This window comes from Yinghuangia seranimata (genome assembly GCF_029953285.1).
GTDB classification, from domain to species: Bacteria; Actinomycetota; Actinomycetes; order Streptomycetales; family Streptomycetaceae; genus Yinghuangia; species Yinghuangia seranimata.
Genome location: NZ_JASAOI010000024.1, coordinates 100,725 through 119,666 on the forward strand (window position 1 = coordinate 100,725; position 18,942 = coordinate 119,666).

Below are 18,942 nucleotides of genomic sequence, written 5' to 3' on the forward strand. Positions count from 1 at the left end.
ACCCTGTCTGACGACGCGTCAACCTATAGCGTGTCCCCAGGTCGACAGCCCGGTCTCCATGGATCGGCGCGGCCGGCGTGTTGGCGGCGCCGGCCCCGCAACCTTCCGGGGTGACCGGATGTCTAACGTTCGTGGCGGAGTTGGTGGGGGTGGAACCACGGGTGAAGCGGGGCGTCCGCCCGGCGCACCCGCCGGTCGATATGCCGGCGTCCCGGGCGAACATGCCCTGGGGCGCGATATCGGAGCCGGCCGCGGAGACGGTGCCCGACGCGGCCGAGACGACGGCGGGAGCTGCGGTGTCCGGTGGCGCGGGCGTGTCCGTCGACCTGCTCACCGAGACGTACCGCGCGCACTACGGCACGCTCATGCGGCTGGCCGCGCTGCTGCTCGACGACCCGCACTCGTGCGAGGACGTGGTGCAGGAGGCGTTCGTCCGCGTGCACGTGGCGCGCCACCGGCTGCGTGAGCCCGACAAGACGCTCGCGTACCTGCGGCAGACCGTGGTCAACCTGTCGCGCTCCACGCTGCGGCGGAGGCTGATGGCCATGCGGCTGATGCCTCGGCCCGTGCTGGACGAACCGGCCGCCGAGGAAGGCGCCCACGAGGTCCTGGAGCGCGACGCGCTCGTACGGGTGCTGCGCGACCTGCCGAGGCGCCAGCGGGAAGTGATCGTGCTGCGTTACTACGCCGATCTGACGGAGGTTCAGGTGGCTGACCTGCTTGGGCTGTCGGTCGGTTCGGTGAAGGCGTACGGCTCGCGAGGGCTGGACGCGCTGAGGGTCCGGATGGAGACGTCGTGACCGCGATGAACGAGGACCCGGGCAGGGACGGGCAGGTTCCCGACGACCTGTCCGAGGAAGTACGCCGCCGGCTGCACGAAGCGGTGTCCGGCATCCGGCCCGCGCCGGACGCCCTGGAACGCCTGCGCGAGGCCGTCCCCGCACGCCGCCGCCGACGCCGCGCGACCGCGCTCACCGCGGCGGCGACCGTCGTGGTACTGGCGATCGCGACCCCTATGGTGCGCACCGTGGTGCTCACCGACCAGAACTCGACCGGCTCGGAGAGCAACCCGGCGGCGAACGTCGACGGCAGCGGCGACCCCAGTGATCCGAACGGTGCGACCGCCAAGGCGACCGGCCGCTCGTCGTCCGTCGGCTCGACGGTCGGCGGTGCGGGCGGGGGCGGCCACAGCACGTCCGGCCCGGGTCAGGCGACGGTGTCACCGACCGCACTGCCCACCGCCGGCACCCTGCCGACCAGCCTCGCACCGCTGGCCCCGAGCGGCGGCGCGACGACCGCGACCGGCACCGTCGCCCCGACCGGCGCCCCCACCGCGCTGGCGCCGCCGCCCGCGTGCGGCGTGACCGACCTGGAGCAGGGGCTGGCGACCGGGCTGGAGCCCGGCGGTCCTGGCGCCGACGGACTGACCTACGGCACCGTCGCGATCCGCAACGCGTCCAAGCGGGACTGCTCCATCTCCGGGCCCGGCATCGTGCTCGTCGCGGCGCCGCCCGGCAACGCGCCGGTCCAGGTGTCGGTGAAGATGCACGTCACCGGCGACCCGGCGATGAAGCTCCCGGACATCCCGCCGTCGACCGGGCCGCTCGTGGTCCGGCCGGGTGCGACGTACGAGTTCAAGTTCGCGTGGGCGCCCACCCTGGGCACCGGCAAGGACGGCAGCTGCACTCCGGGCGACAACCCGGCCGGTCCGCCCCCGCCGGTCCCGTCGCTCGCGTACATGCTCGCGGACGGCGGCGTGAAGCTGGCCCAGGTGACGCTGTCCGCGGCGTGCGGCGGCATGGTCTACCGGACGGACGTGTACCCGACCGCCGGCTGACGACCCGACGGCCGGAGGCACCGCCCGGCCCGGTTACCGTGGTGGGGTGTACCGCTTCCTCCTGCAGCCGCGCTGGCTGGCCTTCCACGTCCTCGTGCTGGTCGCGGTGCCGGTGTGCGCGGCGCTCGGGCTGTGGCAGTTCCACCGCTACGGCGAGCACAAGGGCAGCGGCACGGTCGCCGAGGAGAAGGTCGCCGCCGACCCCGCGGTCGCGCTGAAGGACCGGCTCCGCGGCGGCACCGCCGTCGGCGGCGACGACCGGGGCCACACCGTCTTCGCGGACGGCCGCTACGACACGGCGCACCAACTGCTCGTCCCCGGGCGCGAGATCGACGGCCGCACCGGCTCGTACGTGCTCACCCCGCTGCAGCAGCCGGGCGGGGGACCCGCGCTGCTCGTGGTGCGCGGCTGGGTCCCCGGCACCCCGGACACGCCGCCCACCGCCCCCGCCGGTGACGTGCGGATCACCGGCCGCCTCGAACTGTCCGAGACCGAGCACGGCTCGGGCATCGACCGGATCACCGGCCTGCCCGCCGGCCAGGTGTCGCTCATCAGCACGCCCGAGCTGGTCAACGTGCTGCCGTACCCGCTGTACGACGGCTATGTGGCGCTCACCGCGCAGGAACCCGCCGCCGACCAGGGCCTGCTCGCGGTGCCGCCCGCCAAGGAGCAGACGAGCGGCGGCATGTCGGGCCGCGCCTGGCAGAACCTGGGCTACACCGCCCAGTGGTTCGTCTTCGCGGGCGCCGCGGTGTTCCTGTGGTGGCGCGTCGTCAAGCGCGAGCTCGAGGAACGCCGCGAGGCCGAGGAGGCCGAGGTGCTGCGCACCCTGGGACTCGCCCCGGCCGAGGACGGCCCGGCCGTCTCCGCCTGAGACCCCGGAACGCCGGAAACGCATCGACCCGGGGGCGTCCGCGGACACCACCGGGCCGATGCGTTCAGGAATCCGAACCCTCAGCGGGCGGGCAGCCCCAGGTGCCGGGCCACGAAGTCCAGCTCCTTGCGGACCTGCCGGATGCGCTCCTCGACGACCGCCGAGCCGTGCCCGGCCTCGTACCGGTACACCTCGTGCGCCGCGCCCAGGCCCTCCAGCCGCGTCACGTAGTTCTCGATCTGCCGGATCGGGCAGCGCGGGTCGTTGAGCCCGGCGCTGATGAAGACCGGCACGCGCACGTTGCCGATGTACGTGATCGGCGACGAGGCCGCGTACCGCTCGGGCACCTCCTCGGGCGTGCCGCCGACCAGCGTGCGGTCCATCGCCTTGAGGGCCTCCATCTCGTCCTCGTACGCCGCGACGTAGTCGGCGACCGGCACCGCGGCCAGGCCCAGCGACCAGTCGTCGGGCTGCACACCGAGGCCGAGCAGGGTCAGGTAGCCGCCCCACGAACCGCCGGACAGCACCAGGCGCTCCGGGTCGGCGAGCCCGGACCCGACCGCCCACGCGCGCACCGCCGCGATGTCCTCCAGCTCGATCAGGCCCACACGCTCGCGCAGCGCGTCGGTCCAGTCCTTGCCGTAGCCGGTCGAGCCGCGGTAGTTCACGCGGACCACCGCGAAGCCGTGGTCGATCCACACCGCGACACCCGGCGCGAAGTGGTCGCCGTCATGTGCGGTAGGACCGCCGTGCACCTCGAACACCGTCGGGTACGGGCCCTCGCCCGCCGCCGGCCGCGAGACCAGCGCGTGGATGAGCCCGCCGGGGCCCTCGACCCAGGCGTCCTCGACCGCCACCGAGCCGGGCGCCCGGTCGCCGGGCGGCACGAGCACCGTGCCGCCGCCGGTGGACCGCAGCTCGCTCGGCCGCTCACCGCTCGACCACAGGTACTCCACGGTGCCGTCGGGGCGCGCGGTAGCGCCGAGGACCGTCCCGGCCGGGGTGTCCAGCCGCTCGAGCCGGCCGGCCGCCAGGTCGTAGCGGTACAGCTCGGACCGGGCGTGGTGGTCGTGCTCGACCAGCAGCGCGCTCGCGTCCGGGTACCAGTCGACGCCCACGTCGCCCGGCAGGCCGAGGTCGATCTCCTGCTCCTCGCCCGTCAGCGGGTTCCAGATCATCGGCTCCCAGCGGCCGCGCCGCTGGTGCGACACCAGCACACGCGGGTCCCCGAACACCGGCGCGAAACCGGTGCACGACAGCCCGGACACCGGGGCCACGCCGGGCTCACCGTCGTGCAGCTCGGCGACGACCGAGCCGTCGAGGCGCACGGCGCGCAGCGAGGGGTGCATGGTGTCGCCGTGCTCGCTGTGCTCGATGACGACCAGTGTGTCGTCCTCGGACAGCGCCGAGACACCCGCGGACTCACGGTGCCGGTAGATCTCGACGGGCGCCGAGCCGGACCGGACCACGTGCACGGTCGAGCCGTCCTCGTCGGTCGAGCAGGCGATCACGGAGAGGCCGTCCGCGCCGATCGACAGGCCCGCCGGGTACGAGGGAGCCAGCCCCGGCGCCGCCGCCTCGTCGGGACCGCCGCCGAACGGCTGCCGCATCCACACGCCGAACTCGTCGCCGTCGGTGTCCGCGAACCACCAGATCCACTCGCCGGTCGGATCGATCGAGGCCATCGTCGTACCGTTGGCCCGCTCGGTGACCTGGCGCTGGGCGCCGGTGGCGCGGTCCCACGCGTAGATCTCATAGGTGCCCGACGCGTTCGACAGGAACACCGAGCGGTCGGGAGCGTGCTCGGCCCAGTCGGGCAGGCTGACACGCGGCGCCCGGAAGCGGCGCTCCCACGCGGGCTCGGGCTGGGACGTGGGCGGGTTCGTCTGGGGACCGCCGGGCGCGACGCTTTCGGGTGCCGGAGTGCCGGGACCTGCGGCGGTGGCCAGTGGCGCGGAGTCGGACATGCGGTCCATTGAACTACGCGGATGCCGCCCGCGGGCCGGTCCGCCCGGGTGGGCTTGTGGCCACGGGGACGGAGCGACCCTGGTGGGGCGGGGTGCGACGGTCCGACGGGCCCTGCCATCCTGGCCGACGAACCCGGGCCGGTAGGGAAGACGGGGGAGACGCCATGACGGGAAGCACGTCGCCGGACGCGGCCGCATCCGACCAACCGCAGCCAGCCGATCCCGACCTCACCCAAGCACTCGACGCCGTCTCCGCCGTGAACCCGTTCTTCGCCGTCGCGACCAGCACCCAGCCGCCGGCCGGAGCGCCGTTCCAACCCTTCACAACCGTGTACGCCGGCGCCGCAGGCGCGGCCGTCGAGCACGAGACCGCCGCGAAGCCGAAAGCGACCGAAGCCGACGCGGACGACCACCCGCTCACAGCGGCCACTCAGCGACTGGCCGAGCGCCTCCACACCCCCGAACCCCGGGTCGCAGCCTCGCTACTGCATCTCGGTCTCGCCGCCCGGCTGTGGTCGGTCGCGCTCGGGGCGGCGGTGCTGGGCGGCGTCGTCCCCGACCTCGACCCCGCACGCACCTACTGGCGGATGCCAGGACCCGGCCCTGTCGAGCTGTGGCTGCCGAACGCCAGGCCGCTCGGCAAAGCGGCGCGGCCCGGCGACGTGCCGCACCTGACCGACCTGCTGCACGAGGCCGTCGCAGTACGGAACCTCACCCCGCTCAACCGAGCGATCCGGACGGTCTCACCGCTCGCCGAAGGCCTGCTGTGGGGCAACGCCGCGTCCGCCCTGACCGGCACCGCGCGCATGCTGCACCAATGGTGTGGTGCCGATCGCCCCGACGAAGCCCGCACCGCCGTCGCAACGGCAGAACTCCTGCTCGCCACCCCGGAGCTGCAAGGCACCGGCACATGGGAGGCGTCGCCGCCAGACGGTTTCCGGCGCACCAGCTGCTGCCTGTACTACCGGACGCCAGAAGGCGGAACATGCGGCGACTGCGTCTTCGGCGACCACCCGCCGCGAAGCGCCTGAGCGCCGGCTCGCCCACGGGTTTCACCCGATCTTCCGAACGGCACTGCGGGGGCGGGCCGCCGAGGTGGCCGGCCCGCCCCCGCCGATCACGCTGCGCGCACCCCAGCCCCGGCCCCGCGCCCAGCCCGTTCACGCTCCACAGCCACGGGGCCTTCCTCGCCCGGCTGTTCGTCGGCCGCGCGCAACAACACCACGAGGTCGCCGCGGGCCCGGGCGACCCGGGAGCGCACGGTCCCGACGGGGCAGCCGATCACGCGCGCCGCCTCGCCGTACTCCAGCCCGGCAAGCTGCGTCAGGGCGAACGCCTCGCGCCGCTCAGGACGCAGCGCACGGCACAGGTCGACGAGCGCGACACCTTCGTCGAAGCCGGGCACGCCGACGTCCTGGCCGCGGTCCAAGGCGCCTTCCCAGTCCGGGTGGTCCACAGTGCGCGGCCGGCTCGCAGCCGCCCGGTAGCGGTCGACCGCGACCCGGCGCGCGATCGACATCAGCCACGTACGAGCGGACGCCGCACCGGTGAAGCGCGGCAGCGCCGTCCAGACGCGCAGGTAGGTCTCCTGGGTCAGGTCGTCGGCGCTCTGCGCATCGGTCAGATAGGCGAGGAAACGCCACACATCACGATGCGTCGCGCGCACGAACTCCTCAACAGCACCAGGCAGTCCAGCCCCAGCGGCGAGCGCGCAGCGGGTCACCGCCGCGTCGTCGACGGGACGCCGGGCAGGCAGCAGGTCGGTGGTCAACATCCACGTCCTCACATGGGCGTGTGGGCGCGCGGACACACCGCCCGAGGGCGGCCGCCCGCACGGAAATCCGACGGAGAGGGCGCCAGACCGCCGCCTCGCGTACAGCCCACCGTGGGAAACCAGCTCCCGGCAGGGCCGTTCGACCCGTGGCGCAGCACGGTCGGACGCGTACGGCCTCCCGGGTCGGACAGCGGACGGGAGGACGTCAGGCGGCGGCGAGCCCCGACGGCGGCCCACGGCGGGTGACCGGCCCGCCGACCCACCGAGCAGCAGGCAGCGGAACACGCCGCACCACCACACCAAGCCGAGGCCACGGCACCTCGGCGGCCCGCCGCACCCACGCCAACACCAGCGCCAACGCGGCCGCGAACACCCCCAAGGCAGCGGACGCCAACAGCGCCACCACCCGGTGCACGGCCTTCTCGCCACGCCGCAGCCACAACGCCGTCAAACACGCCGCCACAAGGTGCGCCGCCAACATGAGCAGGCCGGCCGAACCGCCCTCCCACGGCAGCGAATGCCCCGCCATCCCCTCAGGCATGGCGTGCCCGGCGTGCCCGGCCATGACCTGCCCGTCCGGCATCACATGCGACGCCCCGAGCACCGGCGGCCGCTCCGCCAAGACCGGATTCAACCCCATGTCGGCCAACAGCTCCGCCGCGTCCCCGCGATGCACACCGGGCCCAGGCGGCGACCCCTCGTTGCACAACAGGACCCGCAGCCACTGCGCCTCGACCTCGGCCCGGCTGGGCGTGATGGTGACCCCCGCCGCAGCCGGCCGGTGCGCCAACGCGAACACCACGTGCAGCACGGCCTGCGCCGCGACCAACGTCCCGCCGATCGCGACCAGCCCACGCTCCCGCGAGGCCCCGAACCACCCGACGACCACCAGTACAACGAACGCACAGAACGGCGCCCATGCCGCGACGGGCATGCCGGACACCATCGTGTGGCCGCCGAGCGCGAGCACAACGCACACGGCGGCGAACAACACGGCGCGCACAACGCGCAACGGTGACCGGGCAGACATGGTGCGGTAAATGCTGCCACCCCGGGTGAGCCACCGAGCCAACGGGAGGCGACGGAAGTGCGGTGACGCGAGTGTGACGCGGAGACCCCCCAATGAGGGAGTTCTGGTGATTCGCATACGTGACGGCAAAGTGATGGGGGGGTCGAGGCCGTGCCCCCGCCCAAGTCAGCAGGCGCGGCCCCACGCTGGAACGAAGCCCGGCAGCGCAACGAACCCGAGCAACAAAACCCGCCCGGAACCCCACGCAAACCGCAGCCCGGCGGAGCAAAGCAAATAAAGCGCGTCCACACCCCGCGCCCCTCCCGCCAGGTGCGAGGTAGTCAGCGCGGACGGCCCGCGGGTCAAGGCGCCTCCCGAACCCCGGGACAGGCGATCAGTTCCAAAGAGCTTCACCGCGCCTTGATGCGTGGGCCGTCCGCGCGAAAATCCAAAGGCGGGAGGGGCGTCAGGCCACCGACAACGAGCCAGGCCAGGAACGGCGCAGCCAAGCACCCCACCCCCGTCGGGAACTCGCCACGCCTTTGGTCCGACTACCTCGCTATGCCCCGCCGCGACCCCGCGCCGGGACCTCCGAGAAAGGACCGTCGAGACCATGTCCCCCCGCAGCCGGGTCGCCGCCTACACCGCGTTCCTGGTCTGGGCGTTCGTGACCGCGTTCGTCTTCGGACGGCTGGTCGGAGACGGCCGTCCCGGTTCCACCGGACCCGCGGCGCCCGGCACGAAGGTCGGGCACTCGCACGGTCTCGGCCCCTTCGCCCCCCAGCCCAAGCCGGCGACTTCGCAGATCTAACGTTCGAGAGGGGTGGGCCGTGAGCTCGGCCAAGACCAACAAGACCAACAAGACTGACACCAACAAGACCAACAATTCCAACAAAAACAACAACAGCCGGATATCCGACAACGGCAGCGGCACCGGAAAGCAGTCCGCACGCGAACGCATGGCCGCCGAGCGTCAGCGCCAAGCCCTAGCCGCCCGTCGCCGCCGCGCCGCGATCGTCTCCGCCGCAGTCGCCGGCGTTCTGGCCATCGCCGTAACCGTCGGAATCGTGGTCGGCAAGCACAACGCCAGCAGCTCCTCGTCGGACGACACCGCAGGCCGTCCCCTCGTCGCACCCCCCGGCTCGTCGGGCCCGAACCAAACAGTCCTCACCGACGGTCGCCCCGACGCCCCCGCCGTCCTCACCGTCTACGAGGACTTCCGCTGCCCGTACTGCCACAAGGTCGAGACCGAACTCGGCCCGACGATCCGCGAGCTGGTCGACGCAGGCCGGGTGCGCGTCGAGTACCACATCGCCTCGTTCCTGGACGACCGTCTGTCGGGCAGCGGGTCCCGCCGGGCCGCGAACGCCGCCGCCTGTGCGCAGGCCGCCGGCAAGTTCCGCCCGTTCCACGACACACTCTTCGCGAACCAACCGGACGACGAAGAAGACGACGCGTTCGGCGACCGCTCCCACCTCCTCGACCTCGCCGCGAAGGTCGACGGCCTGCGCTCGCCCGCGTTCGACGGCTGCGTCAACGACGCGACGTACGCACCGTGGGTGAAGGCCGTGCAAGCCGACTTCAACGCCCGCAAAATCGGCGGCACCCCGACCGTCCTCCTCAACGGCCGTCCACTCACCGTCCTGACGAACCGAGGCACCCCCATCCCTCCCGAGCAGTTGCGCGCCGCCATCCAACAGGCAGCCCCCGCCGCTCCGACCAAATCCTGAACCCAACCGGCCCAACCCGCTTGATCGCCGCCCCCACCGTCCGGAGAGTGGGCGTATGGGCATCCCCACGATCGACCTTGAGGGCTGGCGGTCGGGCGACGAGGCGGTTCGCCGCGACATCGCCGAGACCGTCGACGCGGCGTTGCGCACGGCGGGGTTCCTGTTGGTGACCGGCCACAACGTCGACCCCGCCGAGCGCGCCCGCATCAGGCAGGGCGCGCGCCGCTTCTTCCATCTCCCGGAGGACGTCAAGCGTCAATACGCGGTCAAGGTCGGCCAACGCGGCTGGCTGGCCCCCGGCGCCGAAGCGAACGCCTACGCGGAAGGCGCCGAGAGCCCGCCGGACCTCAAGGAGTCGTTCTCCTTCGCGTCGGACGAACCGACCGGCGACGCGATGATCGACGCCGAGTGGTTCCTGCCGAACACGTGGCCGACCGAGGTGCCGGAGCTGCGCCCCGAGGTGGAGTCCTATGTGGGCCGGATGCGTGAACTCTCGAACCGGATCCTGGAACTACTCGGGACCGCTCTCGGGACCGCACTCGGCGCCGGCGCCGGCCCGGACTTCTTCACCGCACACACGCGGCACCCCACATGGGGCTTCAACATCAACTGGTATCCGGGCGTCGAACGGGTCGGTCCCGCCGCTCCAGGCCAGTTCCGGATCGGCCCGCACACGGACTTCGGCACGGTGACGCTGCTGGACCGCGAGCCGGGGAGTGGCGGGCTGCAGGTGTTCACGGAGGAGCGCGGCTGGGAGGACGCCCCGTACGACCCGGCGGCGTTCACAGTGAACATCGGCGATCTCATGGCCCGTTGGACGGACGGCCGCTGGAGCTCAGGCCGGCACCGGGTGCTGCCCCCACCGGAGCACGCTCCGGACGAGGAGCTGGTCTCGCTCGTCTACTTCTACGACTGCGACCCGGGCACCGACGTACGCGGCATCGACTCACACACCTACCTGCGCGGCCAACTGGACGCCATCACCGTCGACTGAGCTGAGGCGCAGCCAAAGGCTCGGCGTGGCACGCCCCGACACCAGCCCCGTCCGGCCTATGCTCCCGCTTGTCGTCCTTAATCGTGCGTTTTGTGCGGTTTCATCATCTCAGAGGAGACCGCGTGCCAGAGCAGCCGACGACCGAGCCGGACGCGCTCCTCCTCAAGGCCGGCCGCTTCTTCCGCCCAGGCACCGCGTCCCCCGACCTGCACAGCGAGATCCGCACCGGCGGCCGCGCGGGCGACGTGTTCTACCGGGACCGTTGGAGCCACGACAAGGTCGTCCACTCCACCCACGGAGTGAACTGCACCGGCTCCTGCCGATGGAAGGTCTACGTCAAGAGCGGCATCATCACCTGGGAGACCCAGGCCACCGACTACCCCTCCGTCGGCCCGGACCGCCCCGAGTACGAGCCGCGCGGCTGTCCCCGCGGTGCCGCGTTCTCCTGGTACACCTACTCGCCCACCCGCGTCCGCTACCCCTACATCCGCGGCGTCCTCCTCGACATGTACCGCGAGGCGAAGGCAAGACTCGGCGACCCCGTGCTGGCCTGGGCCGACATCCAGAACGACCCCGAACGCCGGCGCCGTTACCAGCGGGCGCGCGGCAAGGGCGGCCTGGTCCGAGCAGGCTGGGACGAGGCCGTCGAGATCGTCGCCGCGGCGTACGTCCACACGATCAAGGAGCACGGCCCGGACCGCCTGGTCGGCTTCTCGCCGATCCCGGCGTTCTCGATGGCGTCGCACGCGGCCGGAACCCGGTTCCACTCGCTGATCGGCGCGCCGATGCTGTCGTTCTACGACTGGTACGCCGACCTGCCGGTGGCGTCCCCGCACGTGTTCGGCGACCAGACCGACGTGCCGGAGTCGGGCGACTGGTGGGACGCCGCCTACCTGATGATGTGGGGCTCGAACGTCCCGGTCACCCGCACACCCGACGCGCACTGGATGGCCGAGGCCCGCTACCGAGGCCAGAAGGTCGTGGTCGTCGCGCCCGACTACGCCGACAACGCCAAGTTCGCCGACGAATGGCTGCACCCGCACCCGGGCACCGACGCGGCACTCGCGATCGCCATGGGGCACGTGGTCCTCAAGGAGTGCTTCGTCGACCGGCAGGTGCCGTTCTTCACGGACTACGTCGCGAAGTACACCGACCTGCCGTTCCTGGTCACCCTCACCGAACGCGACGGGGCGTACGTACCGGACAAGTTCCTGCGCGCCACCGACCTCGGCGACACCAGCGAAGGCGCCGCGTGGAAGACCGTCGTCCTGAACGCGGCGACCGGCCTGCCCGCAGTTCCCAACGGCTCGCTCGGCTTCCGCTGGACCGAGTCGGGGGCCGGGAAGTGGAACCTCGACCTGGACGGCGTCACCCCGCACCTGTCCCTGTACGGGCAGGAGTTCGCGGCGCCGACCGAGGTGCTGCTGCCGCGCTTCGACACCGAGGGCGGCACGCACGGCCAGGGCCGCGGCGACGTGGTGCGCCGCGGCGTGCCCGCGACGCACCTCGGCGGCCACGAAGGACCGCTGGTCACCACGGTGTTCGACCTGCTGCTCGCGCAGTACGGCGTGGCTCGCGACGGACTGCCCGGCGCGTGGCCGGCCTCCTACGACGACGCCGAGACCCCCGGCACGCCCGCCTGGCAGGAGGCGCACACCTCGGTCCCCGCCGCCACCTGCACGCGCATCGCCCGCGAGTTCGCGCGCACCGCGGAGGAGAGCCGCGGCCGCTGCATGATCCTGATGGGCGCCGGCACGAACCACTGGTTCCACTCGGACATCATCTACCGTGCGTTCCTGGCCCTGCTGCAGCTCACGGGCTGCCAGGGCCGCAACGGCGGCGGCTGGGCGCACTACGTCGGCCAGGAGAAGTGCCGCCCCGTCACCGGCTGGCAGACCCTCGCGGGCGCGGCCGACTGGTCGCGGCCGCCGCGCCAGATGATCGGCACCGGCTACTTCTTCGTCAACACCGACCAGTGGCGCTACGACCGGTTCAGCGCCGACGTCCTCACCTCGCCGCTCGGCACCGGGCGGCTGGCCGGCATGACCGGCGCGGACTGTATGGCGGCGGCCGCGCGGATGGGCTGGATGCCGTCGTACCCCACCTTCGACCGCAACCCGCTCACGCTCGGCGAAGGCGGCGACGGCGACGACGACCCGGTCGCCTCCGCCGTCGCGGAACTGCAGGCCGGAACCTTGAAGTTCGCGTGCGAGGACCCCGACGCGCCGGAGAACTGGCCGCGCGTCATGACGGTGTGGCGCGCCAACCTGCTCGGCTCGTCCGCGAAAGGCGCCGAGTACTTCGCCAAGCACCTGCTGGGCACGCACCACAGCCTGCGCGCCGAGGAGGCCCCAGAGGACGTGCGCCCGCGCGACGTGGTGTGGCGGGACGAGGCACCCGAGGGCAAGCTCGACCTGCTGCTGTCGCTGGACTTCCGCATGACTTCCACGACCCTGCTGTCGGACGTCACCCTGCCGTCCGCCACCTGGTACGAGAAGGCCGACCTGTCGTCCACCGACATGCACCCCTACGTGCACTCCTTCACGCCCGCCGTCGACCCGCCGTGGCAGACCCGTACGGACGTCGAGGCGTTTCACGACATCGCCCGCCGGTTCAGCGAACTGGCCGTCGGACACCTCGGCGTGCGCCGCGACCTGGTGGCCACCGCGCTCCAGCACGACACTCCCGGCGGCGAGACCGCCCAGCCCGGCGGCGTCGCCCTCGACTGGCGCAAGGGCGAGTGCCCGCCGCTGCCCGGGCAGACCATGCCGAACCTGGCCGTCGTCGAACGCGACTACCCGGCCGTGTACGCCAAGATGCTCTCGCTCGGCCCGCTCGCCGAGAAGCTCGGCCTGCCCGCCAAGGGCATCGCGCTGCACCCCGACCGCGAGGTCGAGGACCTGCGCGAACGCAACGGCGTCGTGCGCGGCGGCGTCGCCGACGGCCGGCCCGCGCTCGACACCGCCGTGAAGATGTGCGACACCATCCTCGCTTTGTCCGGAACCACCAACGGGCGCCTCGCCGTCCAGGGCTTCCAGACGCTCGAGGCGCGCACCGGCCGCGAGTTGGCGCACCTGGCCGCCGAGCACGAGGGCAAGCGCATCACGTACGCCGACACGCAGGCCGCCCCGGTGCCCGTCATCACCTCGCCCGAGTGGTCGGGCAGCGAGAGCGGCGGCCGCCGCTACAGCCCGTTCACCATCAACGTCGAGCACCTCAAGCCCTGGCACACCCTCACCGGCCGCCAGCACTTCTTCCTCGACCACGACTGGATGCACGAACTCGGCGAGGCCCTCCCCGTCTACCGGCCGCCGCTGGACATGCACCGGCTCTTCGGCGAACCGCGGCTCGGCGCCGACGGGCGGCGCGAGGTCACCGTCCGGTACCTGACCCCGCACAACAAGTGGTCCATCCACTCCGAGTACCAGGACAACCTGTTCATGCTGTCGCTCTCCCGCGGCGGCCAGCTCATCTGGATGTCCGTGGAGGACGCCGCCGCGGTCGGCGTCAAGGACAACGACTGGATCGAGGCGGTCAACCGCAACGGCGTCGTGGTCGCCCGCGCCGTCGTCTCGCACCGCATGCCCGCCGGCACCGTCTACATGCACCACGCCCAGGAGCGCACCGTCAACGTGCCCAAGGCCGAGACGACCGGCAAGCGCGGCGGCATCCACAACTCGCTCACCCGCCTGCTCCTCAAGCCCAGCCACCTGATCGGCGGCTACGCCCAGTTCACGTGGGCGTTCAACTACCTCGGACCCACCGGCAACCAGCGCGACGAGGTCACCGTGATCCGCCGCCGAGCGCAGAACGTGGAGTACTGACCCGTGCGCGTCATGGCCCAGATCGCGATGGTGATGAACCTCGACAAGTGCATCGGCTGCCACACCTGCTCGGTCACCTGCAAGCAGACGTGGACCAACCGGCAGGGCATGGAGTACGTCTGGTTCAACAACGTCGAGACCCGGCCCGGCCTGGGCTATCCGCGCCGCTGGTCCGACCAGGACCGCTGGCGCGGCGGCTGGGAGCTCACCAAGCGCGGCCGGCTCAAGCTCCGCCAGGGCGGGCGGGTGCGCAAGCTCGCCGAGATCTTCGCCAACCCCGTGCTGCCGGAGATCAAGGACTACTACGAGCCCTGGACGTACGACTACAAGGACCTCACCGAGGCCCCGCTCGGCGACGACTACCCGGTCGCGCAGCCGCGCTCGCTGATCTCCGGCGAGCCGATGGCGATCGAGTGGAGTGCCAACTGGGACGACAGCCTCGGCGGCGGCCCCGAACTCCTCGGCGACGACCCGGTGGTGCGGAAGCTCCGCGACGAGGTCGGCGCGCGCGTCCGCCTCGACTTCGAGCAGTCGTTCATGTTCTACCTGCCGCGCATCTGCGAGCACTGCCTCAACCCGGGCTGCGTCGCCGCGTGCCCGTCCGGCGCGATCTACAAGCGCGTCGAGGACGGCATCGTGCTGGTCGACCAGGACCGGTGCCGCGGCTGGCGGCAGTGCGTCACCGGCTGCCCGTACAAGAAGGTCTACTTCAACCACAAGACCGGCAAGGCCGAGAAGTGCACGTTCTGCTACCCGCGCGTCGAGGTCGGGCTGCCGACCGTGTGCTCGGAGACGTGCGTGGGACGGCTGCGCTACCTCGGCGTCATGCTCTACGACGCCGACAAGGTCGCCGAGGCCGCCGCGGTCCGCGACGACAAGGCGCTGTACGAGGCCCAGTTGGGGATCTTCCTCGACCCCGCCGACCCCGAGGTGCGCCGGGCCGCCGAACGCGACGGCATCTCGCACGAGTGGCTGGAGGCCGCCCGCCGCTCCCCGGTCGACGCGCTCATCCGCACCTACAAGGTCGCGCTGCCGCTGCATCCGGAGTTCCGCACGCTCCCGATGGTCTGGTACATCCCGCCGCTGTCCCCGGTCGTCGAGGCCGTCAGCGCGTCCGGGCACGACGGCGAGGCGGCCGGCAACCTCTTCGGCGCCATCGACGCGCTGCGCATCCCGCTGGAGTACCTCGCCGAGCTGTTCACCGCCGGCGACGTGCTGCCGGTGCGCGCCGCGCTGGACAAGCTCGCCGCCATGCGGTCGTTCATGCGCGACGTCAACCTCGGGCGCGTCCCCGACACGTCCGTCCCCGCGGCGGTCGGCATGGAGCCCGAGGCGGTCGAGGCGATGTACCGGCTGCTCGCCATCGCCAAGTACGAGGAGCGCTACGTCATCCCCACCGCCGCCGTCGCCGACGCGCGCTCCCTGGAGGAGTCCGCGCTCGCGGAGGGCTGCAGCCTCGACTACGACGGCGGCCCCGGTATGACCGGCCCCTTCGGCGACGACTCGGGACGCGCGTCGCTGCCCCTGGTCACCATCGAGAACTTCCACGCCGCCCGCCGCCGGCAGACCGCCGACCGCGAGGAGGACGCGTGAAACCCGCCGCCCGCACCTCCCTCAGGCACAGCGCCCGCGTCCTGCACCAGGCCGCCGCGCACTGCCTCGTCTACCCCGACGACGAGACGTGGCACGCCCGAATCCCGCTGCTGCGCGCGGCACTCGCCCACGCACCGGACCCCGCGGGCGCCCCGCTCCACGCGTTCCTCGACCACGCCGCCGCACACCCGGCCGCCGACCTGGCCCTCCACTACGTCGACGTCTTCGACTTCAAGGACCGGCACAGCCTCTACCTGACCTGGTGGACCGACGGCGACACCCGGCGGCGCGGCGCCTCCCTCGTCGCGTTCAAGACCGCCTACCAGGAGCACGGCCTCGACTACACCGACGAGGAACTGCCCGACTTCCTGCCCGCCGTCCTCGAGTTCACCGCCGCGACCGGCTCGGCGGAACTGCTCACCGCGCACCGCGCCGGGCTCGAACTGCTGCGCATCGCCCTGACCGAGGCCGGCACCCCGTACGCGCGCGTCCTCGACGCGGTCTGCGCGACCCTGCCCGGGCCCTCGCCGAAGGACCGCGCCGAGGCCCGAGCCCTGGCCGCCGCGGGGCCGGCGCGCGAGACCGTCGGGCTGGACGGGCTGCCGCCGTACGCACACCTGGGCCTGCTCCCCGTCGTCACCGGAGACCGCTGATGGACACCTTCCTGTGGGGCGCCCTGCCGTACGTCGTCTTCGGGGTGCTGGTCACCGGCCTCGCCTGGCGCTACCGCTACGACCAGTTCGGCTGGACGACCCGCTCGTCCGAGAGCTACGAGTCCCGCATCCTCAACATCGCCTCGCCGATGTTCCACTACGGCATCCTGTTCGTCCTCCTCGGCCACCTCATGGGCCTGTTCGTCCCGTCCTCCTGGACCGACGCCCTCGGCCTCGACGAACACGCCTACAACCTGCTGTCGTTGTTCGCCGGAACCGCCGCGGGCGCGCTCGCGGTCGTCGGCATCGGCATGCTCATCTACCGGCGCCGCCGCTACGCGCCGGTCTTCCGCGCCACCACCCGCAACGACAAGCTCATGTACGCCGTGCTCGTCGCCGCGATCGTGCTCGGCCTGGTCGCCAAGCTCACACACGCCGGTATCGAGACCGGATACGACTACCGCGACACCATCGCGCCGTGGGCGCGCAGCCTGTTCACGCTCGACCCGAAGGTCGGCCTGATGGCCGACGCGCCTGTCGCGTTCCAGGTCCACGCCGTCGTCGGCATGGTCCTCTTCGCGCTGCTGCCCTTCACGCGCCTCGTCCACATGTTCAGCGCGCCCGTGCAGTACCTGTTCCGGCCCTACATCGTCTACCGGTCCCGCGACCCGCACGACCTGGCCACCCGCCCCGACCGGCGCGGCTGGGAGCGCATCGGCCAGCGCTGACGGCAGGGGCCCCGTTCCGGCCCCGCGGTTGCCCCGCGCACCGTGAGCCCCCGCCGGGGGACGCGGACCGACGGCAGGCGCGGCGAGGCGGCATGATCGTCGGGCGCGGTCCGTGGGCCGCACGTCCCCCCATGCGCTGCCTCGAAAGGTCGGTACCCCATGCGTTCTTCCCGTGCCCTCCGGATATCCGCCGCCGCCGCGGCCGGGCTGTTCGCGGCGACCGCCCTCACCGGCTGCCTCGGCACGGACGACGACAAGGACAAGAAGGGCGCCGGGAGCCCGACCCCGTCCACCGTGCTGAGCGCCCCCGCCGCCCCGACCGCCCCCGCCGCACCCGCCGCGTCCTCCGGCAAGCCCGCCGGATCCCCGGGCGCGACCGCGTCGAGCCCCGCGGGCGGCACGGCGGCCAAGCCGTCGTCCGGCACCTCGACCGGCGACACCCGCAAGGTCGGCATGAACGACTTCAAGACCGGCGACTGCGTCAACCAGCTCGCCGACCGCTCCGAGAAGACCGACTGCGCCGGCCCCCACGACGCCGAGGTCGTCGGCGTCGCCACGCTGGCGGCCAACCAGTCGCCGACCTCCTTCACGTACGAGAAGGACACCTCGGACAAGTGCCACCAGATCGCCGACCCCGTCGTGGCCCGCCAGGCGGCCCCGGCCGACTTCGGGATCATCAAGAACTACCCGACCGCCGACTCGTGGCTCAACGCCAACGACCGCACGCTGTCCTGCATGGTCCACCGCAAGGACAACGCCAAGATCACCGGCAAGCTCAAGTAACCCCACCCCGGGCCGGCCGCCCCCCGCGGCCGGCCCGGAAAAAACCCGGCGGCGGTCACCCGCGCAGACACGCGACAACGACGAAGGCCTGGTCCGCAGTGCGGACCAGGCCTTCGACCTGTGTATCAAACGTCGGGGTGGCGGGATTTGAACCCACGACCTCTTCGTCCCGAACGAAGCGCGCTACCAAGCTGCGCCACACCCCGTTTGATGCGCGTTTAGCTTAGCGGACCTGGGGGCTGGGACGAAATCCGGTTTACGGCGGCGGGAAAGCGCAGGTCAGGCGGGGGTCAGGGTGAGGAGGGTGGCCTCCGGGGGGCAGGCGAAGCGGAAGCGGGCGTAGCGGGAGGTGCCGCAGCCGGCGGAGACGTGGAGGTAGGTCTCGTTGCCGGCGGACGCGTAGCGGGACAGGCCCTTGGCGCGCTTGCGGTCCAGGTCGCAGTTGGTGGTCAGGGCGCCGTAGAAGGGGACGCAGACCTGGCCGCCGTGCGTGTGGCCCGCGATGACCAGGGGGTAGCCCTCGGCGGTGAAGGCGTCCAGCGCGCGGCGGTAGGGGGCGTGGACGACGGCGAGGGACAGCTGGGCGCCGCGGTCCGGGCCGCCGGCGACGAGCTCGTAGCGGTCGCGGTCGATGTGCGGGTCGTCGAGGCCGACGAGTTCGATCTCCAGGCCGTCGAGCTTGAGGCGGCCGCGCGCGTTGTTGAGGTTCACCCAGCCGGCCCGGTCGAAGCCGTCGCGCAGGTCCTGCCACGGGTTCTCGGGGCCGTGCCGGCGGGTGCCGTCGTCGGGGCGCAGGTAGCTGGTCGGGTCCTTGGGGCGGGGGCCGAAGTAGTCGTTGGAGCCGAAGACGTACGCGCCGGGCAGCTCGGCGAGCGGCGCCAGGGCGTCCAGGGTCTCCAGGACGGCTTCGGGGTCGGACAGGTTGTCGCCCGTGTTGAGGACGAAGTCCGGCTTGAGCGCCGCGAGTCGGCGCAGCCAGTCCTGCTTCTTGCGCTGCCCCGAGACCATGTGGATGTCGGACACCTGGAGCACGCGCAGCGGGCGCATGCCGCGCGGCAGCACCGGCACCTCGACGCGGCGCAGTCGGAAGGATCGGGCCTCGTAGGCGGCGGCGTAGGTCAGGCAGGCTGCCCCTGTGGCGGCGATTCCCAGCGGCAGCGCAAACTTCGTTCGCAT

The 18,942-nt window shown here is 72.3% G+C and carries 16 protein-coding genes and 1 tRNA gene; 12 read left to right on the forward strand and 5 right to left on the reverse strand.

Going from position 1 to position 18,942, the window contains the following annotated elements:
• Positions 1-200: 200 nt before the first annotated feature.
• Genes QI554_RS17145 through QI554_RS17155 form a run of 3 tightly spaced genes read left to right on the forward strand, consistent with a single transcriptional unit; the run spans position 201 to position 2,711 of the window.
• Entirely contained in the window at positions 201-800 is a 600-nt protein-coding gene (locus QI554_RS17145) for a SigE family RNA polymerase sigma factor (RefSeq protein ID WP_425527999.1), read from the forward strand.
• Positions 797-1,837, forward strand: coding sequence for a hypothetical protein (locus QI554_RS17150; RefSeq protein WP_281470851.1), 1,041 nt, complete (start codon positions 797-799; stop codon positions 1,835-1,837). Before QI554_RS17145 ends, QI554_RS17150 begins: the two co-directional genes overlap by 4 nt.
• A 46-nt stretch (positions 1,838-1,883) precedes the next feature.
• On the forward strand, positions 1,884-2,711 hold the full coding sequence (locus QI554_RS17155; RefSeq protein ID WP_281470852.1) for an SURF1 family protein: 828 nt from the start codon (positions 1,884-1,886) through the stop codon (positions 2,709-2,711).
• An 80-nt stretch (positions 2,712-2,791) separates the two neighbouring features.
• Here QI554_RS17155 and QI554_RS17160 read toward each other — a convergent pair whose 3' ends face one another.
• The gene (locus QI554_RS17160) at positions 2,792-4,678 is read right to left on the reverse strand and encodes a S9 family peptidase (RefSeq protein WP_281470853.1); all 1,887 of its coding nucleotides are present in this window, start codon (positions 4,676-4,678) and stop codon (positions 2,792-2,794) included.
• 164 nt (positions 4,679-4,842) lie between these two features.
• Here QI554_RS17160 and QI554_RS17165 point away from each other — a divergent pair, with 164 nt between their 5' ends.
• Positions 4,843-5,709, forward strand: a complete 867-nt coding sequence (locus tag QI554_RS17165) for a (2Fe-2S)-binding protein (protein WP_281470854.1) — start codon at positions 4,843-4,845, stop codon at positions 5,707-5,709.
• Between the two features lie 86 nt (positions 5,710-5,795).
• On the opposite strand, the gene QI554_RS17170 is transcribed toward QI554_RS17165, so the two are convergent.
• On the reverse strand, positions 5,796-6,452 hold the full coding sequence (locus QI554_RS17170) for a sigma-70 family RNA polymerase sigma factor (protein ID WP_425527996.1): 657 nt from the start codon (positions 6,450-6,452) through the stop codon (positions 5,796-5,798).
• 205 nt (positions 6,453-6,657) lie between these two features.
• Positions 6,658-7,455, reverse strand: a complete 798-nt coding sequence (locus QI554_RS17175) for a hypothetical protein (RefSeq protein WP_281470856.1) — start codon at positions 7,453-7,455, stop codon at positions 6,658-6,660.
• Between the two features lie 619 nt (positions 7,456-8,074).
• Between QI554_RS17175 and QI554_RS17180 the strand changes: the two genes are divergently transcribed.
• The 8 genes from QI554_RS17180 (at position 8,075) to QI554_RS17215 (ending at position 17,766) form a co-directional block, all read left to right on the forward strand.
• Positions 8,075-8,272, forward strand: a complete 198-nt coding sequence (locus QI554_RS17180; RefSeq protein WP_281470857.1) for a hypothetical protein — start codon at positions 8,075-8,077, stop codon at positions 8,270-8,272.
• A 19-nt stretch (positions 8,273-8,291) separates the two neighbouring features.
• On the forward strand, positions 8,292-9,191 hold the full coding sequence (locus QI554_RS17185) for a DsbA family protein (protein ID WP_281470858.1): 900 nt from the start codon (positions 8,292-8,294) through the stop codon (positions 9,189-9,191).
• Between the two features lie 55 nt (positions 9,192-9,246).
• Positions 9,247-10,185, forward strand: a complete 939-nt coding sequence (locus QI554_RS17190) for an isopenicillin N synthase family dioxygenase (RefSeq protein ID WP_281470859.1) — start codon at positions 9,247-9,249, stop codon at positions 10,183-10,185.
• A 122-nt stretch (positions 10,186-10,307) separates the two neighbouring features.
• A complete protein-coding gene (locus QI554_RS17195) occupies positions 10,308-14,009 on the forward strand; it encodes a nitrate reductase subunit alpha (protein ID WP_281470860.1) in 3,702 nt (1,233 codons plus the stop codon).
• A 3-nt stretch (positions 14,010-14,012) separates the two neighbouring features.
• Entirely contained in the window at positions 14,013-15,602 is a 1,590-nt protein-coding gene (gene narH, locus QI554_RS17200; RefSeq protein ID WP_281470861.1) for a nitrate reductase subunit beta, read from the forward strand.
• Positions 15,599-16,255, forward strand: a complete 657-nt coding sequence (gene narJ / locus QI554_RS17205) for a nitrate reductase molybdenum cofactor assembly chaperone (protein WP_281470862.1) — start codon at positions 15,599-15,601, stop codon at positions 16,253-16,255. Before narH ends, narJ begins: the two co-directional genes overlap by 4 nt.
• Positions 16,255-16,983 (forward strand): respiratory nitrate reductase subunit gamma, encoded by a 729-nt coding sequence (gene narI, locus QI554_RS17210; RefSeq protein ID WP_281470863.1) that lies wholly within the window; start codon positions 16,255-16,257, stop codon positions 16,981-16,983. The genes narJ and narI overlap by 1 nt, the downstream gene beginning before the upstream one ends.
• 159 nt (positions 16,984-17,142) lie before the next feature.
• Positions 17,143-17,766, forward strand: coding sequence for a septum formation family protein (locus tag QI554_RS17215; RefSeq protein WP_281470864.1), 624 nt, complete (start codon positions 17,143-17,145; stop codon positions 17,764-17,766).
• Between the two features lie 132 nt (positions 17,767-17,898).
• Here QI554_RS17215 and QI554_RS17220 read toward each other — a convergent pair.
• Both QI554_RS17220 and QI554_RS17225 read right to left on the reverse strand, forming a co-directional pair.
• Positions 17,899-17,972 (reverse strand) — tRNA-Pro (locus tag QI554_RS17220).
• Positions 17,973-18,045: 73 nt separating this feature from the next.
• A complete protein-coding gene (locus QI554_RS17225; RefSeq protein ID WP_281470865.1) occupies positions 18,046-18,942 on the reverse strand; it encodes a metallophosphoesterase in 897 nt (298 codons plus the stop codon).

Excerpts from the sequence above, each read along its gene's own strand:
- narI (WP_281470863.1), top strand. The coding sequence starts at position 16,255 with ATGGACACCTTCCTGTGGGGCGCCCTGCCGTACGTCGTCTTCGGGGTG.
- QI554_RS17145 (WP_425527999.1), top strand. The coding sequence starts at position 201 with ATGCCGGCGTCCCGGGCGAACATGCCCTGGGGCGCGATATCGGAGCCG.
- QI554_RS17170 (WP_425527996.1), bottom strand. The coding sequence starts at position 6,452 with ATGTTGACCACCGACCTGCTGCCTGCCCGGCGTCCCGTCGACGACGCG.
- QI554_RS17180 (WP_281470857.1), top strand. The coding sequence starts at position 8,075 with ATGTCCCCCCGCAGCCGGGTCGCCGCCTACACCGCGTTCCTGGTCTGG.
- QI554_RS17225 (WP_281470865.1), bottom strand. The coding sequence starts at position 18,942 with ATGCGAACGAAGTTTGCGCTGCCGCTGGGAATCGCCGCCACAGGGGCA.
- QI554_RS17190 (WP_281470859.1), top strand. The coding sequence starts at position 9,247 with ATGGGCATCCCCACGATCGACCTTGAGGGCTGGCGGTCGGGCGACGAG.
- QI554_RS17165 (WP_281470854.1), top strand. The coding sequence starts at position 4,843 with ATGACGGGAAGCACGTCGCCGGACGCGGCCGCATCCGACCAACCGCAG.
- QI554_RS17215 (WP_281470864.1), top strand. The coding sequence starts at position 17,143 with ATGCGTTCTTCCCGTGCCCTCCGGATATCCGCCGCCGCCGCGGCCGGG.
- QI554_RS17160 (WP_281470853.1), bottom strand. The coding sequence starts at position 4,678 with ATGTCCGACTCCGCGCCACTGGCCACCGCCGCAGGTCCCGGCACTCCG.